The 17,659-nt window shown below is 37.3% G+C and carries 15 protein-coding genes; 2 read left to right on the top strand and 13 right to left on the bottom strand.

Annotation, left to right across the window (positions count from 1 at the left end):
- Positions 1-39 precede the first annotated feature (39 nt).
- Positions 40-1,257: a DNA polymerase IV gene (gene dinB / locus BGP76_RS14990; protein ID WP_119845290.1), complete on the top strand. Its 1,218-nt coding sequence runs from the start codon at positions 40-42 to the stop codon at positions 1,255-1,257.
- A gap of 23 nt (positions 1,258-1,280) precedes the next feature.
- Positions 1,281-4,256 (top strand): DNA polymerase III subunit alpha, encoded by a 2,976-nt coding sequence (locus BGP76_RS14985; protein WP_119845289.1) that lies wholly within the window; start codon positions 1,281-1,283, stop codon positions 4,254-4,256.
- On the opposite strand, the gene BGP76_RS14980 is transcribed toward BGP76_RS14985, so the two are convergent.
- From BGP76_RS14980 to BGP76_RS14920, 13 genes are all read right to left on the bottom strand, one after another.
- The gene (locus tag BGP76_RS14980) at positions 4,253-5,632 is read right to left on the bottom strand and encodes an undecaprenyl-phosphate glucose phosphotransferase (RefSeq protein ID WP_119845288.1); all 1,380 of its coding nucleotides are present in this window, start codon (positions 5,630-5,632) and stop codon (positions 4,253-4,255) included. The genes BGP76_RS14985 and BGP76_RS14980 overlap by 4 nt on opposite strands.
- 66 nt (positions 5,633-5,698) lie before the next feature.
- Positions 5,699-6,592: a GDP-mannose 4,6-dehydratase gene (locus tag BGP76_RS14975; RefSeq protein WP_119845287.1), complete on the bottom strand. Its 894-nt coding sequence runs from the start codon at positions 6,590-6,592 to the stop codon at positions 5,699-5,701.
- Positions 6,576-7,610 (bottom strand): GDP-mannose 4,6-dehydratase, encoded by a 1,035-nt coding sequence (gene gmd / locus BGP76_RS14970; protein WP_119845286.1) that lies wholly within the window; start codon positions 7,608-7,610, stop codon positions 6,576-6,578. Before gmd ends, BGP76_RS14975 begins: the two co-directional genes overlap by 17 nt.
- Positions 7,611-7,618: 8 nt before the next feature.
- The gene (locus BGP76_RS14965) at positions 7,619-8,398 is read right to left on the bottom strand and encodes a WecB/TagA/CpsF family glycosyltransferase (RefSeq protein WP_119845285.1); all 780 of its coding nucleotides are present in this window, start codon (positions 8,396-8,398) and stop codon (positions 7,619-7,621) included.
- A 40-nt stretch (positions 8,399-8,438) separates the two neighbouring features.
- Positions 8,439-9,539, bottom strand: coding sequence for a glycosyltransferase family 1 protein (locus BGP76_RS14960; RefSeq protein WP_119845284.1), 1,101 nt, complete (start codon positions 9,537-9,539; stop codon positions 8,439-8,441).
- Positions 9,514-10,647, bottom strand: a complete 1,134-nt coding sequence (locus BGP76_RS14955; protein ID WP_119845283.1) for a hypothetical protein — start codon at positions 10,645-10,647, stop codon at positions 9,514-9,516. The genes BGP76_RS14960 and BGP76_RS14955 overlap by 26 nt, the downstream gene beginning before the upstream one ends.
- Entirely contained in the window at positions 10,644-11,744 is a 1,101-nt protein-coding gene (locus BGP76_RS14950; protein ID WP_119845282.1) for a hypothetical protein, read from the bottom strand. The genes BGP76_RS14955 and BGP76_RS14950 overlap by 4 nt, the downstream gene beginning before the upstream one ends.
- A gap of 7 nt (positions 11,745-11,751) precedes the next feature.
- Positions 11,752-13,101 carry a polysaccharide deacetylase family protein gene (locus tag BGP76_RS14945; RefSeq protein WP_119845281.1) on the bottom strand — a complete coding sequence of 450 codons (1,350 nt, stop codon included), beginning with the start codon at positions 13,099-13,101 and terminating at the stop codon, positions 11,752-11,754.
- Positions 13,102-13,593, bottom strand: a complete 492-nt coding sequence (locus tag BGP76_RS14940; protein WP_119845280.1) for a DapH/DapD/GlmU-related protein — start codon at positions 13,591-13,593, stop codon at positions 13,102-13,104. It lies immediately after the preceding gene.
- Entirely contained in the window at positions 13,586-14,758 is a 1,173-nt protein-coding gene (locus tag BGP76_RS14935) for a hypothetical protein (RefSeq protein ID WP_119845279.1), read from the bottom strand. The genes BGP76_RS14940 and BGP76_RS14935 overlap by 8 nt, the downstream gene beginning before the upstream one ends.
- A complete protein-coding gene (locus tag BGP76_RS14930) occupies positions 14,759-15,268 on the bottom strand; it encodes an acyltransferase (protein ID WP_119845278.1) in 510 nt (169 codons plus the stop codon). It lies immediately after the preceding gene.
- Positions 15,268-16,548 (bottom strand): lipopolysaccharide biosynthesis protein, encoded by a 1,281-nt coding sequence (locus BGP76_RS14925; protein WP_255416143.1) that lies wholly within the window; start codon positions 16,546-16,548, stop codon positions 15,268-15,270. Before BGP76_RS14925 ends, BGP76_RS14930 begins: the two co-directional genes overlap by 1 nt.
- Positions 16,549-16,552: 4 nt before the next feature.
- Positions 16,553-17,659 carry a DegT/DnrJ/EryC1/StrS aminotransferase family protein gene (locus tag BGP76_RS14920; protein WP_119845276.1) on the bottom strand — a complete coding sequence of 369 codons (1,107 nt, stop codon included), beginning with the start codon at positions 17,657-17,659 and terminating at the stop codon, positions 16,553-16,555.

Below are 17,659 nucleotides of genomic sequence, written 5' to 3'. Positions count from 1 at the left end.
CTAATTATTGTAGTATTTTTGTTTCCTCAATTTACTTTTATGGCACACGAAAAATCAATTGTCCACATGGACTTAGATACGTTTTTTGTCTCTTGTGAGCGCTTGCATGACAAGCGCCTGCACAACAAACCCGTACTCATTGGCGGTACTTCGGATCGGGGAGTGGTGGCGTCATGTAGCTACGAGGCACGTACTTTTGGCGTACACTCTGCCATGCCCATGAAACTAGCCCGACAACTCTGCCCTGAGTCCATCATCATCAAAGGCAATGCCGCTACCTACAGTCAAAAGTCCAAAGAGGTCACCGAGATCATCCGAGAGTCCGTCCCGCTCTTTGAGAAATCCTCGATCGATGAGTTCTATATGGATCTGACAGGTATGGATCGCTTCTTTGGCTGCATGCAAATCGCCAGCGAACTGCGCCAACGCATCATCAAGGAAACCAAACTCCCGATATCTTTTGGTCTATCCGAAAATAAAACCGTCTCCAAAATCGCTACTGGTGAAGCCAAACCTAACAACCAAATGCAGATCAATTATGGTCAGGAGAAGCATTTTCTAGCTCCTCTATCGGTCAAGAAGATCCCCATGGTCGGCGAAAAAACCTACCACACACTACAGCAACTAGGCATCCGCTACATCAGCCATTTACAACAGATGCCTCTCGACTTGGTAGAAAGTGCCTTCGGCCGGCATGGCACCAAGATGTGGCAAAAAGCACAAGGCATAGACCCTTCTCCAGTCGTCCCCTACCAAGAGCGAAAATCTATCTCCACCGAGCGGACTTTCGACAAAGACACCACCGATATCTCCAAACTCAAAAGTATCATGCTCGCCATGGCAGAAAACCTCGCCTTTCAACTCAGAAGAGGGCAGAAGCTCACCTCTTGTGTCACGGTCAAGATTCGCTATTCTGACTTCAATACTCACTCGCTACAGTCCAAAATCTCCTTCACTTCGGCAGATCATATATTGATCCCCAAAATCATGGAGCTCTTTGACCGCCTCTACAACAAACGACTACTCATTCGGCTCATAGGTGTACGATTTAGTCAACTGGCCGAGGGCAATTACCAAATCCACCTCTTCGAAGATACCGAAGAGATGATCCGTCTCTACCAAGCACTCGACACCATTCGTGACAAACACGGCGACCGAAAAATCCTACGTGCAGCAGGCATAGAGGCCAAAACCATCAGCCGCTTCAATCCCTTCTCTGGAGAACCGCCACCTCTGTTGCCCAACCGACGCAGCTGATTTTCCCTTTAGACTCATTCACGATGTTTCTCAATACACACTCCTTTTTCAGTTTTCGCTATGGCGTCATGCACCCAAAGTCCCTCCTACAAGAAGCCCAGCGACTCGGGTTGACAAGCCTCGCCCTGACAGACATCAACAACACCTCCGGATGCATGAACTTTCTGCGACTAACGCCTGACTATGGTATTCGTCCACTGATCGGCGTGGACTTCAGGAATGGTATCCAACAGCAATTTGTCGCTATAGCACAAAACAACGAAGGCTTCCGTGAAATAAACAACTACCTCTCACCGCTCCTCCATGCCAAAACAAAGGTGCCCGCTGTTGCCCCAGCCTTCCAACACGTATTTGTCATCTACCCTTTCTCTTCCCAGAGGGCTTATTCCTTACGGGAAAATGAATACATAGGCGTCAATCCTCGAGATGTTTTGAAAATCCCATTTTCAAAATCCAAAGACCAAATCCATAATATGGTCGTGATGCAAAGCGGATCCTTTCGTCATCAACTCGACTTCAACATCCACCGGCTACTCCGAGCTATCGACAACAACACACTACTAAGCAAACTACCCAAGAGCGAACAAGCGTCCGTAGACGACCAACTACTCTCCGAAGAACAACTCACCGCATGTTTCAAGGACTACCCACAACTGATCCAAAACACCCAGAACATCCTCGACAGCTGCTCCGTCAATTTCGAGTTCGGTACCGAGCATCCCCACAAAAACATCCAGTCCTACAACGCCAGCCCTACACAAGACATCCAGCATCTCCGCAGGCTTTGCCTCCAAGGCATGCCTTACAGGTTTGCTCAACCCAGCATCAAGATCTACCGAAGGCTAGCACTAGAACTAGACATCATCCAAAAAAAAGGTTTTGTCTCCTACTTCCTTGTCAACTGGGACATACTCAAATATGCACGCAGCAAGGGCTACTTCTATGTCGGGCGTGGGAGTGGTGCCAACAGTGTCGTCGCATATTTGCTACGCATCACCGACGTAGATCCCATCGAGTTGGATCTATACTTTGAGCGCTTCATCAATCTCTACCGTACCAATCCCCCCGATTTTGATATTGATTTTTCTTGGCGAGATCGAGAAGACGTGATCCGCTACATTTTCGAACGTTTTGGGGCAGAAAGAGTCTGTCTGATCGCCACATACAGCACCTTCAAATTCAAAGCCATCGTTCGTGAGCTTGGCAAAGTCTTCGGCCTACCCCCCCACGAAATCGACAAGATCAGCGACAGTCCAGCCCAACCTTCCGACCATATCACCCAACTGATACTCAAGTACGCCACCCACATGGATGAGATCCCCAGTCACTTGAGTGTCCATGCAGGAGGGATCATCATCTCCGAAAAACCCATACACAGCTACACTGCCACCAGCTTGCCTCCCAAAGGCTTCCCTATCACGCACTTTGACATGGTGGTAGCAGAAGACATCGGTCTCTACAAGTTTGACATCCTCAGCCAAAGGGGGCTGGAAAAAATCAAAGATGCGATTGCCATCGTCCGAGTCAATCGCCCTAATGCCCCAACCATAGATATCCACGACACCAAACGATTTTTTGAAGACGAGAAAATCAAACACCTTTTACGCAACGGACAAGCCATTGGCTGTTTCTATGTCGAATCTCCTGCCATGCGAATGCTCCTCAAAAAGCTCAAAGCAGACACCTACCTAGGTCTCGTAGCAGCAAGTTCCGTCATTCGTCCTGGAGTCGCCAAATCAGGCATGATGCGTGAATACATCCTACGGTTTCGTATGCCCGAAAAACGAAGCGAAGCACACCCCATACTCGCCCAACTCATGCCGGAGACCTTTGGAGTCATGGTATACCAAGAGGACGTCATCAAAGTCGCTCACTACTTTGCAGGGCTCGATCTTGGTGAAGCAGACATCCTTCGTCGCGGCATGTCTGGCAAGTTTCGGTCAAGAACAGAATTTCATCAGGTCAAGCAGAAGTTCTTTCACAACTGCATCCAAATGGGTCGTGGAGAAAAGCTCACCCATGAAGTCTGGAAGCAAATTGAAAGTTTCGCTGGCTATGCATTCGCCAAAGGCCACTCAGCCTCCTACGCCATCGAGAGTTACCAAAGTCTATACCTCAAGGCACACTACCCACTCGAATACATGGTAGCCGTCATCAACAACGGGGGAGGTTTTTACAGCCGTGAAACCTACATCCACGAAGCACGACAACAAGGTGCCATCATCCAGCCTCCCTGTATCAATACTTCCCATCAACACACACACATCATCGGAGACACAATATACCTCGGCTTCCATGTCATCCAACAACTCAGTTTGAAAAATGCAGCACGAATCATCTCCCACCGCACAGCTTTGACAGCCTTTGACAGTCTGGAACAGTTTCTAGAAACCGTCCCCATAGGTATCGAGCACACCAAAACCCTAATTCGTATCGGCGCATTCCGTAGCATCGAGCCCAACAAAAAAAAGCTCCTTTGGAAGTTTCTCTTCCTCACCAACCAGCATAAAAAACCCAACCAGTTGTACCCTATGTTTCCTCCCCAAAACAAAAAAGTACAATTGCCTGCACTCTTCTACGACAAGCGAGAAGACATCTACGATGAATTAGAAATCTTACATTTTTCACTAGAAAGTCCATTTGATTTGGTCAATCAACGACCTATTGACCTCATCATCTACGCACATGAAATAGCACAGTACAAAGGAAAAATCGTCACCATGTTGGGCTACTTGGTCACAGCCAAACGCACCACCACCAAATCTGGTACACGCATGTACTTCGGAACATTCCTTGACGAAAAAGGACAGTTCATCGATACGGTTCATTTCCCACCAGTAGCCAAGCAATACAGCTTCAGGGGTCAAGGTATTTATGAATTGACAGGGAAAGTAGTAGAAGAATTCGATTTCCTCACACTAGAAATCATCACCATGACCCGCAGCAGCTACGCCAACATGGAAGACGTAATGAAAGATGAGTTGCTAAATAACCGCTAATAGACGTTTTCTGTCTCGAAAATGATAGAATAAATCGTCAAGAAGATAATCTTGATATCAAACCAAAGACTCCAGTTCTTGACATAAAACCGATCGAGTTTTACACGTCCATACATTTCACTAAAGCGCGCCGTTTCTCCACGATAACCCTTCGCTTGTGCGAGTCCAGTCACACCTGGTTTCACTGCATGACGCTGGATAAAACGATCAATTTTTGGGGAGAACTCATTGTTCAGTTTGATCGGGTGAGGTCGTGGACCTACTACGGACATGTTGCCCAAAAATACATTGATGAATTGTGGCAATTCATCCAAACTGGTTTTTCTAAGAATCCCTCCAATCTTAGTGATACGTGCGTCATTCTTCGTTGCTTGCTTAGAATCCGCTTCATTGTTGACGACCATCGTCCTAAACTTCCAACATGGAAAATACTTATTGCCACGCCCATGTCTATTCTGAATAAAAAACACAGGGCCTGGAGATTCCAACTTGATCAACAAACCTATAATAGGCACCAACCAAGAAAGAATAAAGATCATGACTAGAGAAGAAAAAGCAATATCGAATGCTCGTTTCAATACTCTGTTATAAATCCTATCCAATGGGATATTACTAACGTCTAAAACTGGAATATTCCCATATCGCTGAACTTGTAGATTTTTGTTGGATACCTTGCTAAAATCAGAAAGCAGTTTGATCTTAATTAAATTGTTCTCTGCAAAATCCACCAATCGTTTTACATCATCATCATACAGCTTAGGCAAACAACAGAAAATCACATCAATACTATTTTCTTTTGAAAACCTCTCTACATCCTCTATAGATCCTGCAACAGATGGGTGCTCTACCTTATGATCAAAAAAACCTTTGAAAACATACCCCATCTCTGGGTTTTGAAGAAAATGCCTCTTCAAGCTTCGGCCAATCGGCCCATAGCCAACTATAGCTACGTTTCGCAGGTTGTAACCTTTCGTACGGTAAAACCTTAAAAGATTGATAAATCCAACTCTCCATCCAATGACGAATACTGAGAAAATAAGGTACGTATAGAAGAGGTGTTCTCGAGAATAAAAATAGGCTCGTGTAGAAGCCCACATCGCAAAGACAACCGCGAGATTAATCGTAAGCCCTAAAAGGATCTGAGAAATATAGTCGACAATACTTTTTTCTCGCTCAACCTTCTCCAGCTTAGTAACGAAAAAAATGACTACCCAAGCGACATTCAAAAAAGCAAATAAAAATGGATACCGATCGCCATGAAACCAAAAGGTATCAAAACGAATATAATTTGCCACCACAAACCCAACATTCAAGAACAAAAGGTCTATGAAAAGGAATATGGCTGGAAAATATTTAGAGAATCTCCTTTTCTGCATATTGGGGGAATGCTAGGTGTAGTTTTAATTTGCTAAGATAGGGAAAATAAGCTTATGTAATATATTTTAATTTAAATACATAAATTGTAACGTGTCTTGTAAAGAGTGTTCCAAATTTAAATCTCCGATTGCGTTTACTAGTTTCTTTGTGTCGCCTTTTAATTCAACTATTTCATTTTTACGTACAAAATGCTGATTAACCGAAACAACGATTTCATATCCTGCAATAGTGTTAAGTATTTCGATGATCTCATCAATTGAATGACTTTGGCCAGTACAGACGTTTATTATTTCTGAATTATTCGAGCTGCCCAATAAACTGTGATAGGTATTACAAATGAATCGGATATCATTGTATTCTCTGAAAGTATAAAGGTTTCCCAGTTCAATTTCTTTTTGTTTTTCTTTAAAGGCATTTACCACTTTTGGAATAAGAAACTCCTGACCTTGTCCTATCCCTGTATAATTAAAAGGTCTGGTTACAACTATGGGCAGTTTATCAAAGTATGATTTGCATATCTGTTCAGATATATATTTAGAATAACCATAGTGATTTTGAGGGTTAGGACACATATCCTCCGTTAATATATGGGACTCTTGTGTCCCATAAACAACTGCACTACTCGGAATTAGTATTTTTTTTATTTGGGCTCCAGATTGATATATCGTTTCTAATAAAATTTCAGTTCCAAGAACATTAATATTATAGAATAGCTCCGTTTTAGGTTCTCCAACAAATGAAATAGCGGCTAGATTAATGATGTAATCTGGCATTACTTTGACAAGAACATCATGAATCTCCGTTGAATTGAGGATATTAACTTTAAAGGTATTTTTAGTATCTGTATTATGAATTGATGTACCAAATACTTGATATCCTCTTTCACCAAAAAAGACCCTAAGATGCCCTCCAGTAAAACTATCAATACCTATGATTAGTATTTTAGAAGGATCTACCATTCTTATTTCTTTCGATATCCTTTTCAACCATAATTCTTGACAAATCTTCTAAAGTAGTCTCTGGTTTCCAACCCAATATTTCTTGGGCTTTAGAGCAGTCCCCAATTAATAACTCAACTTCAGCTGGTCTATAAAATTTCGGATTGATTTTTACCACAGTTTTGCCAGAGGCGGTGTCGATTCCAATTTCTTTTTCAGCTTTTCCTTTCCATTCAATATTAATACCAACACATTTAAAAGACATTTCTACAAAATCTCGAACTGTTTCAGTTCTCCCCGTAGACAATACAAAAGTGTCGGGTTTTTCAACCTGCAAAATTTTGTGCATTCCTACGACATACTCTTTTGCAAAACCCCAATCTCTTTTTGCATCCATATTGCCTAATTCAATATGTGATTGCTGTCCTAAATGAATTTTAGCCACTGAATCCGTAATCTTTCTGGTCACAAATTCTTTCCCTCTTAAAGGTGATTCATGATTAAAAAGAATCCCACTTGAACCGAAAATATCGAATGACTCTCTATAATTAATAGTGATCCAATGTCCATACAATTTGGCTACTCCATACGGGCTTCTAGGATAGAAAGGTGTGGTTTCTTTTTGCGGTATTTCTTGAACATCTCCAAACATCTCCGATGTTGATGCTTGATAGAATTTAATTTTTGGATTAACAATTCTAATCGCTTCTAGAATATTCGTTACTCCTAGTCCAGTAATTAAACCAGTCATGGTGGGTTTTTCGAACGAAACACCTACAAAACTTTGAGCTGCCAAGTTATAAATTTCGTCAGGTTCATATTTGGATACTAATCGAACGATATTCCCCATATCAGTTAGATCCATTTCGATTAATTCCAAATTTGAGTCCTCTTGGATACCCAAATCTTGAATTCTCCAAAAATTTTCCGAACTCGTCCGTCTATAAGAACCGAATACTTTATAATTATTTTTTAATAGGTGCTCAGCAAGATAAGCTCCATCTTGCCCTGTAATCCCTGTTATTAGTGCTTTTTTCATCTTTCCTACTACTTTCGCATTTCTTTAATAATTAGCGGCAATATTAACCAACTTTTAATAAAATACCTTTCAAATAACCTTATTGGCTCACTTAAAAACCTATGAAGCCATTCCATCCCATTTTTTTGCATAAAGATTGGAGCTCTTTTTTTGAGCCCATAATGAAATTCTAATGCTGCCCCAAGCATGCAAAAAAGAGGGTGCGTATCTCCTTTTATTTGGTCAAAGTATCTGGTTGTAATGAGCTCTCTTCTTGGAAAACCAATACCAACTACAACAACTTGAACGTCATATAAGGTAACTACTTTATTAACCTCTTTAACGATAGCATCCAACTCAGTTTTCGAATCCAAATTGAAAAAATTTGGTATGTAAGTTTGGATATTCTCAAAATCAAGCAACACTTTTTTTTCTACTTCTTCATTTGGACATAGAACAAGAGTGCTTAATTTTCTCTTTTTTATTTTTTCAGACAGTAAAGAAAACAAGTCAGTGCCTGATAGACGTTTTTTTAAATAATTTTTCGATAATAATTTACTTAACCAAATTATCGGCTGTCCATCTACAAAAATGTAATTACACTTTTGTAGATTTTTTTTCAGCGAGAAATATTTTGGTCTATTTAGATTTACTAAATAATCAATATTTGGTGTGAAAATGATCGGCAATAAGTTACTACTTCTTTTTTTTTTAGATAAAGAATATTCAATTGCTTCATTTTCTGAATTAATTAAATCAAAATTAAAATCAAATAGGTTAACCTTTTTTTCTCGTGAAACAATACTCATCCTTCTAAAAAATCAATTTATGATTAATAACTCATTTGTCTTACAGCCGATTTAATTCTTTATGAATTTGTTGAGAAACACATGACCAATTAAACTTTTTTAATTGGTCATCAATGTTCATTAAATAATCATCCTTTAACGACGGATTATTCAGGTAATCAACAATTGTAGATGTCCAATTTTCAGCATTCTCAATATCTAATAATACACCTGCTTCACCTACAACTTCTGGAAGAGAAGCTCTATTAGATGAAATTACAAATTTATTTTTTGAAAATGCCTCAATAACTGGCAAACCAAATCCTTCATAAATTGAAGGGTAAACAAAAAATTCACAATCGTTATATAGTTTGTTCAACTCTGCATCTGTCACAGCTCCAGCTAATATTACAGATTCCTTAACCCCATATTTTTCGATTGTTTGATCTACTTCATCAGATCCCCAACCATTTCTGCCTGCTATCACCAATCTAACATCAGGCAAGAGTGTTATAACTTGACTAAATGCTTTAATTAAAAACGGAAAATTTTTTCTTGGCTCTAACGTGCCAACGGACAAAATAAATCTCGATTTTTTTGTAAAATTGTCAATAGAACAATCGATTCTAACAGAATCAAAACTTACTCCTAAATAAGTGTTGATGATTGGCGAACTTATCTCTGGGAACTCCTTGTTTATGAGCTTTTTCGCGTTCTCACTAATCGTAAATATTAAATCATGCCGCTTCACAAAAAGAGTTTCAAGGAGTTTAGTATAATATTTCGTTTTGAATGAAATCGTATTTGCAAACTTCCATACCACAACATCATAGACTGTTCTGACTAGTTTTGCCTTGACAAAAAGAAAAAATGCACTTGGCGGAAAACCAGGAAAGAAAACAATTTTAGTTCTAGAAATTAAATATACCAATGGTAAAAAAATCCATTCGTTAATTAGGCGGTTGTTAGACCAACTAATAAAAACATTTTTTCTTCGGTTTTCATCAACCTTAATTCCAATGTACCGCTTTGGTAAAACAATAATATATTTTTCACTATTCAATTGTATCAGTCTATTAACCACTTCAATTGTATACCTTTCAACACCACTGATTCTACCGCAACAGAGCGTACAATCAATTAAGACTTTCTTTGAATTCATTTCTATTATTATTCCAAAACAAAGCTAACATAATTGAAAACAATGTCATCGGTAAATTGAACTCATTGAATGGAATTCCGATAAAAACAGGAAGAAAAGAAAAGAAGAGCATTGCCCCAAAAATGTTTTTCCGTGCTCCCAGTAAATAGCCATATGTCAAAAGCCAAAATGTAAAAACAATAAAACCTAGTACACCAAATAACACAGTATATTTAAAATACCAGCTTTCTATTGGATCATTTACAATACCTTGACCAATTAGATCATCCTTTAAGTAAAGGAGCCCATATAAAAAATGTTCGACATGAAGTTGAGTTGACCCTTGTGAGTCGCTTAATGTTAAGACACCATTGACAATAGTATTAACCGATGGAATGAAAAAATAAAAGCAAACCAATAAAATTATCGCCAAGGCTATTGAAAAGAATTTCTTCATATACACTAGGTATGAAACTAATATTAGGACTAAAGAAATCATCGATAATCTTACTAATGCAAGGATTAATGCAGCAATAAAAATGACTAATACTATTGAATGTCTTCTTTCAAAAAAAAGATAAATTGCTATCCCAATTAACAATACATATGCATTAGACAAAGGGTTAAAAACTAGCCCATAAGATCTTGGAATTCCCGAGGTTCGAATTCCAAGTTGATGCCCCTTATTCAATTGATAGATATTCGCGAAAATGTCCCAAAAAAAGAAGTAAATCAAAACAGAAATCAGACTATAAATAATGAGTAGCTTATAGAATGATTTCAAGCCCTTAACCGGTCTGTTTTTTAAACTTGTTACCCATATCAAGAGAATTGGAAAATTGAGCAAGTAAAACAAATCCTTAAAGCTCTCCATTGATATAATAACTCCATAAAAAGTAACTAAAACAAATAGAGTGGAATAAAATAGAAATGTACGATTAACAATTACAGAGCCCTCTGATATGTAGTTTAAGAAAATACTCAAAAAAACAAATAAGGTGACAATAGGGATAGATATACTAAAAAAATTATACAATATTGCTTGAAATACGCCTAAAACAAGAACAATACCAAGTGCCTTTTCCGCAAATAAACCAGAGACAGATTGTAAGGATAAAATTAACTTCATCTATCCAAGAATTCTTTCGCAACTTCAACCCAATCCTTCATCTCAATTTTTGGCAAATCCTTTTTATTCATACTTATTAACATCTCAAAAGAACTTGTAATACTGGACTCATCATTTGGAGTGTAATATTTGATATTTAACCTGTCCGTAGCCAAAAAGTCAGGTGCTAAGGTAGGTATCTGAAAATATGAATATTGCATCGATTTTAAACTATCTTTCAATGATTCCACACCTTTGCCCATATATGGGATTGTATGTAAGCCAATGTTAGCATATTTTATATAGGCAATCGTTTCCTCGAATTTTAGCTCTCCTATAAAAATTACATTAGGTAAACTTATACATTGTTCTAAGGGTCCGATCAAATAAAAACGCCAATCAGGAGAGTGCTTTGCCAAAATTTCTATACAATCTTTATCAAACAACCATGTACCAATGAAAATCGCATTATTATTTCCAATGTACGGCGAGCTATATTCTTTGGTATAAAGGTCTTTATTTATCGCATGTTTGTCAAAATATAGACTTCCCTTATTTAAGAAACTTGTAAACCTTTTGTACATCGAACCTGTTGGCACACTGGCAAATGAAATATAATTTCCTAATTCTGTCTCAGCTTTTAATATTGAAGGGTGTAAATCATGAAAAACAATATCGTCTGAAGCCTTATATATCACCTTACACAATGGGTTCAATCGCTTAATTTCTTTTACTAAGAGAATAGCAGCGGTGCTTTCTACAACGACTACTTCGGCTACTCTAATGAGTGATATAAATGACGAGGAACGAATTAACCTATACTGGTTCACTATGAATTTAAGAGCCAAATTTACCAACCAAAACGACGAATTGAAAGGATGGAAAAGTGTGAAATATACATAAGAACTATAGGAATTTTCACAATATAAGATTTTTCTTAAAGTGCCAATTTCAAGAGTCCTAAATCGATAATCACGCTTGACAAAGTCCAATAAACTCAATGGTGAAGTTACAAAAGTTACATCATGGCCTAATCTATAAAAAGCATCAGCTAGATGGTGAAAACCAGCCTTCCTTTTAGAATTTGCAATATGTTTTGAAATCAATAATACCTTCATACAAAAATTATGCTTCTAAGATCTGACTAAACAATTTGAAATCATCTTCATTATAAAAATTATTATTGTGCCATAAAAAACTGAAGGTCCCATTATATTTCTCACAATATTCTTTTACGCTTTTAGCCTTTGCAAGCGCCGTCTCATAGTTCATGTTCATATATTGTTTGTCCAACATAGTAACTTCCATGACATGTAATGGAGATTCAATAAGATTCAACTCCTTTCTTTTATTTATATCGAATAAACTATACTTTTTGGAAGTCCCTGACCTAAAGCCAATATGGTCGGCATACCCCAAGGATGAATCTTGTTTAATTCCAATTTCAGACAGCAAAAAAAATGTTTCATTAATGTCTTGTCTTAAAAAATGCTGTCTTGATTTTTTTATATTTATTGATGAGTCTACTGTTTTAACTGCCTGAGATAAGTTTTCTAATTCTGTACTTAATACCCTCAAATTATTGTAGGAGTTATAACTTGGGTGTAATCCTATTTCATGACCTCTGGAATAAATTTTTTCGATTAGCCTATGAATGTTTTTATCAAAGACTGAATATACACCATCCATTTTGCCTGCTGAATGCCCAGCAATAAAGTAAAAGGTTCCGGTCAAGGAGTTTTTTTCATACTCATCTAGAAGAAAATCAAAAGTGTAGAATGGATCATTAGTATAAGATCCCAATCTATGTTGATTAAAATTGCGAATATCAGCAATAATTGAGTTTTGGTTGAAAAAAATATTTTTCCCTAGCCTTTTAACCATTCCAGCAAAAGATGAAAATGCAGGAGTGAATGGCCAGTCAACGTCACAACTTACATTTATTTTGTGGTGGTGTGCTTTTCTGTCAAGATTAGGCCACAAGTATGACATACAGCACCACAAGACCTCTACATACTCGTCAACTATTGGTCGCTCCAAAAAACCTTCTTGATAAGCAAGAGAAGCCCAAGCTGGAAATCGGTTATGATGATCACGATCCGTTTTTATAACCTCTTCATACCTTGTAAGCATAAAGAAACTTGATCCAAAAATATCCAACCCTAACTCAATATGGTCTACTTCAATAATAGTTTTCGAAGCTCCATAAATAATTGGTAATTCGTTTTCCAATAAATCTTGAAATAGTGAACCTGTAGACAAATCTAACTTAGAAAGAGGCTGACTGGGTAAAGATTCAATACTCAAATACCGATTAGGCGGCATACTGAAAAAACAGTCACTTAGAACAAACTCCTTACTATCTCTTGATATTTTAATTTTTTTATTTTCATACTCAAACTGAAAATCTTCAAGACTTAGTCCCAAGAAGTCTTCAAAAACCAGCGAATAGATATAATTTCTTTCAGATTCCATTTATTCCCTATACTTAATTACTCTCGCTGGATTACCAACACAAATTGCATATTCTGGAACATCTCTAGTTACGATAGACCCTGCCCCTACAACCGCCCCATTACCTATAGTAATCCCTTTTAAAATAGTACAACTTGCGCCTATCCATACATCATTACCTATATAAATAGGAGCTGAATTATGCTTTTGCTCACGCATTAGTTGACCCTTTGTCAAACCGTGGTCTCTTCCCCAAATAACTGTCTTAGGCCCAATCATAACATCTGATCCGAAATATACTTCCCCTAGCACATGACAACCTGCATTCATATAAAAGTTATCCCCAATTTCAATCAATGGTATCCCGCTTAATCGACAGTATGGTTCTATTTCTGCTTTTCCTTTGAAATTTACATTTCCAAAAACAGTGTTGTTGTGGATTAAAACACCCCTTTTCTTCAAAGATAGTCGCTTCAAAAAAATCCGAACTCTGTTTTTTAAATTTTTAGGCATCTCTAAATCGTTTTAGAATGGCTTTTGGCACTAACCTAAATAGTTTAAACAAATCAATAAAAAAAGGCCACATGTCACTCGAATCCCATAAGGCTAAATGAGTGTTTTTATTAAGCACATTTTTCTTAAAAGTTATCAAGTAACCTCGTCGAGCTATTAAATTATATATCTCATGAATTAGATATGAAAACCGACGATCTGCCATCACTTTCTGTTCATATCTAGGAACTTCCATACCTACACCATCCATCCATTGTGAATATTGAAGTTTTACCCCAGACAAATTACCCACTCTATGCCACATCATTGATCGGAAATTCACTTCCATCAACTTATACTTACCGTCTCTGTTGTCGTACTTAAATTCAGGCTCGACTATTCCAAAAGCATCTAATGCATTGACCAATTGCCTGCCCTGTTGCAGAACAACATCGTTTATTTGGGGAGAAGCAGTTGAAAATATACCATAGTCATCAGGAAACTGGGATTCTTTTCGCCCAACCCATTCATTCAATATTTGACCTGTTCTTGGACTTCTATAACACGTGTAAGCGAATATCAACCCCTGATTTGTATCTCCTGGAACCAACTCCGAAACCAAAAATTCACATTTATTATATACTAAATCACCAAGCTTGGTCAAGTAAAAGTCTTCAAAGTCATTTCGTGTATTTAAACGTTTAATTCTAAAAATACCTTTTTCCTCATACCTTTTTCTAGGCTTAACAATAACAGGAAACAGAAAATCATTCATTTCACTTGAATTAAATGATTGATCAATAATAAGCGTTTTGGGATATGGAATATTGAGTTTCTTACAAATACTGTATTGATATTCCTTGTCCATTGCATCCAAGATGTTCTTTGAATTAAATGGAAGACAACAAAACGATTGTAATTTATCTTTAATGCTATAAAGTTGTTCGATTTGATATTCATCGCAAGGGAACAAAACCAACTTATGATATTGTTTACGTAATGCGTCCAAAGTTTCGTATAAGTCCTTTGTTTCCCTACTTATCTCGTGCTTATATGAGAGTTTATTACTTAATCTACTAGGCTGCCCTTTATAATACAAAAGACCTATATCTTTCACGCCCATTTCAGCTAATTCCTGAATCATGGAATAACCGTTTACATAGCCTCCGATTATGATTGCTATCATTTAATACGTGATTTTTCCTTGATAATCATGTAATACTTTTACGATTTTCGCAGGAACTCCGCCCAATACACAATTTCCTTCTAAGAAACTCTTTGTTACTACAGCTCCCGCAGCCACAATCGTATGTTCAGCTATTTTAACTCCTGGTAAAATAACGCAGTTTGCAGCCAACCAACAATGATTTCCAATGATTATTGGGTCCGAACTATCGTGCTTATCATAATCATATATATCATGACTTGCAGAGATAATTTTAACCCCTGGTCCAATCCTAACATTTTCTCCTATCGTAATTCCATTTTTAGCCTGAATATATTGGCCTGGCATAAAACCCAACAATGGTCTCCAATATTTCATATGAATGTTATTATGGTCTACTACGATAGATGACCAATGAACTGGCCAAGGCACTGAACCATTTATTCTCAATATTTTTTGAAAAAAGAAATACTGCAATAGTCTTGTAACACCTAATATTTTTACTGTTTTAAATAAATTTTTATAAATCATTATAGTGCAATTAATTTATAGTATATAAATAATGCCAGCGCGTATACGGTTATTAATGAAAAACTTAATGCTTTTAGAAATAAAATTATTGGCAAACTCAACAAAAACGTTAGAGCGAATACTAGAATAACAACAATTAACAAGAAAAAGTGAATTGCCAAAGCCGTTTTTTGTCTTTCAAATGCCGTGGTAGTATAACTCAATGGATTAGTCAAAAATCTCAAAAAAAAGACTGGCAAAAGAATTTTTGCATATGTACCAGCCATTTTCCAATCTTCACCAAATATCACTACATACAATTGCTCTAATAAAAAATAGGCAGGTATGAAAATGATTACCCCAATAATAAATAACCTTTTAAGAGTAGTTAAATATATCCGTCTAGATTCTTTTATACTGTTTTTGTTTTCAGTTAACTTCTGCATAAAAACCTGCGAAATGGAATTTCCTATCAAATTAAGGGGTAACCCCAAATATTTGTAAGCATGAGAATAAAATCCCACATCGGACAAAGCAAATACCCTAGCAATAAAAATATTTGATACGTTCTGTGAAACAGTATTGACCAAAATTCCAAGCACTGAAAATTTAGGAAAATCTTTGTATCGCTTTCCCAAAGCCAGCAATTGATCTATTGTTGTTGTTTGTATCACATTGCTTTTCTCCCACAATTTTTTAACCAGTTTAAAATTCCCAAATAAATGTGATCCTACTTGTCCTATTATTAATCCACCTGATTTAAGAATCTGAAATAGACCCAAAAGCAATTGTACTCCAGAACCACCTAACGACTTATATGCATTGGACATTGCCACACTTCCAAACTTCTTGGTTCTGATATGATAATACGATAGTGCATTAAACAAACCAATCATCAAAACACTTACAGGCAAAAAATAAAGCCAAGAGGTCAATCGATCGTCCCCTAATAATTGAGCTACATAGTCCCCTGCAAAAAAGACACCAATTAATACGACTATAGATAGACATACACTAATAAGAATAGCCAATACTGTGAGTCGTACGCCATCTTCGTCTTTTTTAGGCAGAATTATAGCCAATTCATATCTTCCATTGGCAATTGCTCCTAAAATTTGAGCAAGCGAAAGGTAAAGTGCTAATAAACCGAAATCATCTGGAGTATATATCCTTGACAATATGGGTGCTACAAGTAACGGTATCAACTGAGCCACAGATGTCCCAGTTACTAACGTCAGTACATTTTTAGAAAACTCTGATCGAAAGTACTTATTGATAAGTCTATTTATCTCGACTTTCAAATGACTAATACTTTGATATCAATTCTAACGTATTCTTTACGTGTAGCTGCATATCCTCAGTCAATTCTGGGTACATGGGGATCGATAATATTTCTCTACTATACTTGTCTGTTATATTTATTGTACTAGCGTTATATCCCAAATGAGTATATGCTTTCATGAGAGGTAAAGGTGTCGGATAATGAATAGCCGTACCAATACCAGCTTCACTTAAATACTTCTGTACTTTATCACGGGATGAGCACCGAATTACAAAAAGATGATATACATGCTTGGCATAACTGGCTTCTGAAGGCAATTCTATTCCAGCTATGTCAGATAATATGTCGTAGTATCTATTTGCAAGCCCACGTCTGGCATCAGTCCATTTAAGGATAAAAGGCAACTTCGCATTTAAGATAGCCGCTTGCAAACCATCCAGTCTGCTATTCACCCCTTCAATGTCGTGTTCATGCTTGACAAGAGCACCATGATTGGCATACCTTCTACATTTCAACGCTAACTCATCATTATTCGTAATTAAACAACCCGCATCACCATAAGCACCTAAGTTTTTCCCAGGATAAAAACTAAACGATGCAATATCTCCAAAAAGACCCACACGCTTTCCTTTGTATTCAGCAAAATGGGCTTGAGCACAATCTTCTATTAACTTTAAATTATGTTTTTTGCAAAGCGCTAAAATAGGATCCATGTCCGCTGGATGACCATATAGATGAACAGGAATTATGGCTTTGGTTTTTGACGTGATTTTTTCCTCTATCTTATTTACATCAATGGTGAAATAATTGAGTTCAATATCTACAAAAACTGGCTTGGCTCCAGTTTGTCCTATCGTTTCCGAAGTTGATATCCAGCTATTAGCAACTGTAATCACTTCGTCTCCGGTACCAATTCCTAGCATCTTCATGGCGATGTATAAAGAATCTGTGCCATTCGCTACACCAATACAGTGCTTCACTCCATATAATTCAGCATAGTTTTTCTCAAATGACTTGACAGGCTCGCCTCCAATAAATGCGGTTTCTGAAATTACATTGGCTATTGCGCTATCAATATCATCTTTGATAGATAAATACTGCGCGTGTAAATCGACAAAAGGAACTTTCAT

The organism is Reichenbachiella sp. MSK19-1 (assembly GCF_003590315.1).
Taxonomy (GTDB): Bacteria; Bacteroidota; Bacteroidia; order Cytophagales; family Cyclobacteriaceae; genus Reichenbachiella; species Reichenbachiella agariperforans.
The sequence above is the reverse complement of the archived record's forward strand: the minus strand, read 5'-3'. Positions and strand labels throughout refer to the sequence as shown.

Excerpts from the sequence above, each read along its gene's own strand:
- dinB (WP_119845290.1), top strand. The coding sequence starts at position 40 with ATGGCACACGAAAAATCAATTGTCCACATGGACTTAGATACGTTTTTT.
- BGP76_RS14985 (WP_119845289.1), top strand. The coding sequence starts at position 1,281 with ATGTTTCTCAATACACACTCCTTTTTCAGTTTTCGCTATGGCGTCATG.
- BGP76_RS14980 (WP_119845288.1), bottom strand. The coding sequence starts at position 5,632 with ATGCAGAAAAGGAGATTCTCTAAATATTTTCCAGCCATATTCCTTTTC.
- BGP76_RS14975 (WP_119845287.1), bottom strand. The coding sequence starts at position 6,592 with ATGGTAGATCCTTCTAAAATACTAATCATAGGTATTGATAGTTTTACT.
- gmd (WP_119845286.1), bottom strand. The coding sequence starts at position 7,610 with ATGAAAAAAGCACTAATAACAGGGATTACAGGGCAAGATGGAGCTTAT.
- BGP76_RS14965 (WP_119845285.1), bottom strand. The coding sequence starts at position 8,398 with ATGAGTATTGTTTCACGAGAAAAAAAGGTTAACCTATTTGATTTTAAT.
- BGP76_RS14960 (WP_119845284.1), bottom strand. The coding sequence starts at position 9,539 with ATGAATTCAAAGAAAGTCTTAATTGATTGTACGCTCTGTTGCGGTAGA.
- BGP76_RS14955 (WP_119845283.1), bottom strand. The coding sequence starts at position 10,647 with ATGAAGTTAATTTTATCCTTACAATCTGTCTCTGGTTTATTTGCGGAA.
- BGP76_RS14950 (WP_119845282.1), bottom strand. The coding sequence starts at position 11,744 with ATGAAGGTATTATTGATTTCAAAACATATTGCAAATTCTAAAAGGAAG.
- BGP76_RS14945 (WP_119845281.1), bottom strand. The coding sequence starts at position 13,101 with ATGGAATCTGAAAGAAATTATATCTATTCGCTGGTTTTTGAAGACTTC.
- BGP76_RS14940 (WP_119845280.1), bottom strand. The coding sequence starts at position 13,593 with ATGCCTAAAAATTTAAAAAACAGAGTTCGGATTTTTTTGAAGCGACTA.
- BGP76_RS14935 (WP_119845279.1), bottom strand. The coding sequence starts at position 14,758 with ATGATAGCAATCATAATCGGAGGCTATGTAAACGGTTATTCCATGATT.
- BGP76_RS14930 (WP_119845278.1), bottom strand. The coding sequence starts at position 15,268 with ATGATTTATAAAAATTTATTTAAAACAGTAAAAATATTAGGTGTTACA.
- BGP76_RS14920 (WP_119845276.1), bottom strand. The coding sequence starts at position 17,659 with ATGAAAGTTCCTTTTGTCGATTTACACGCGCAGTATTTATCTATCAAA.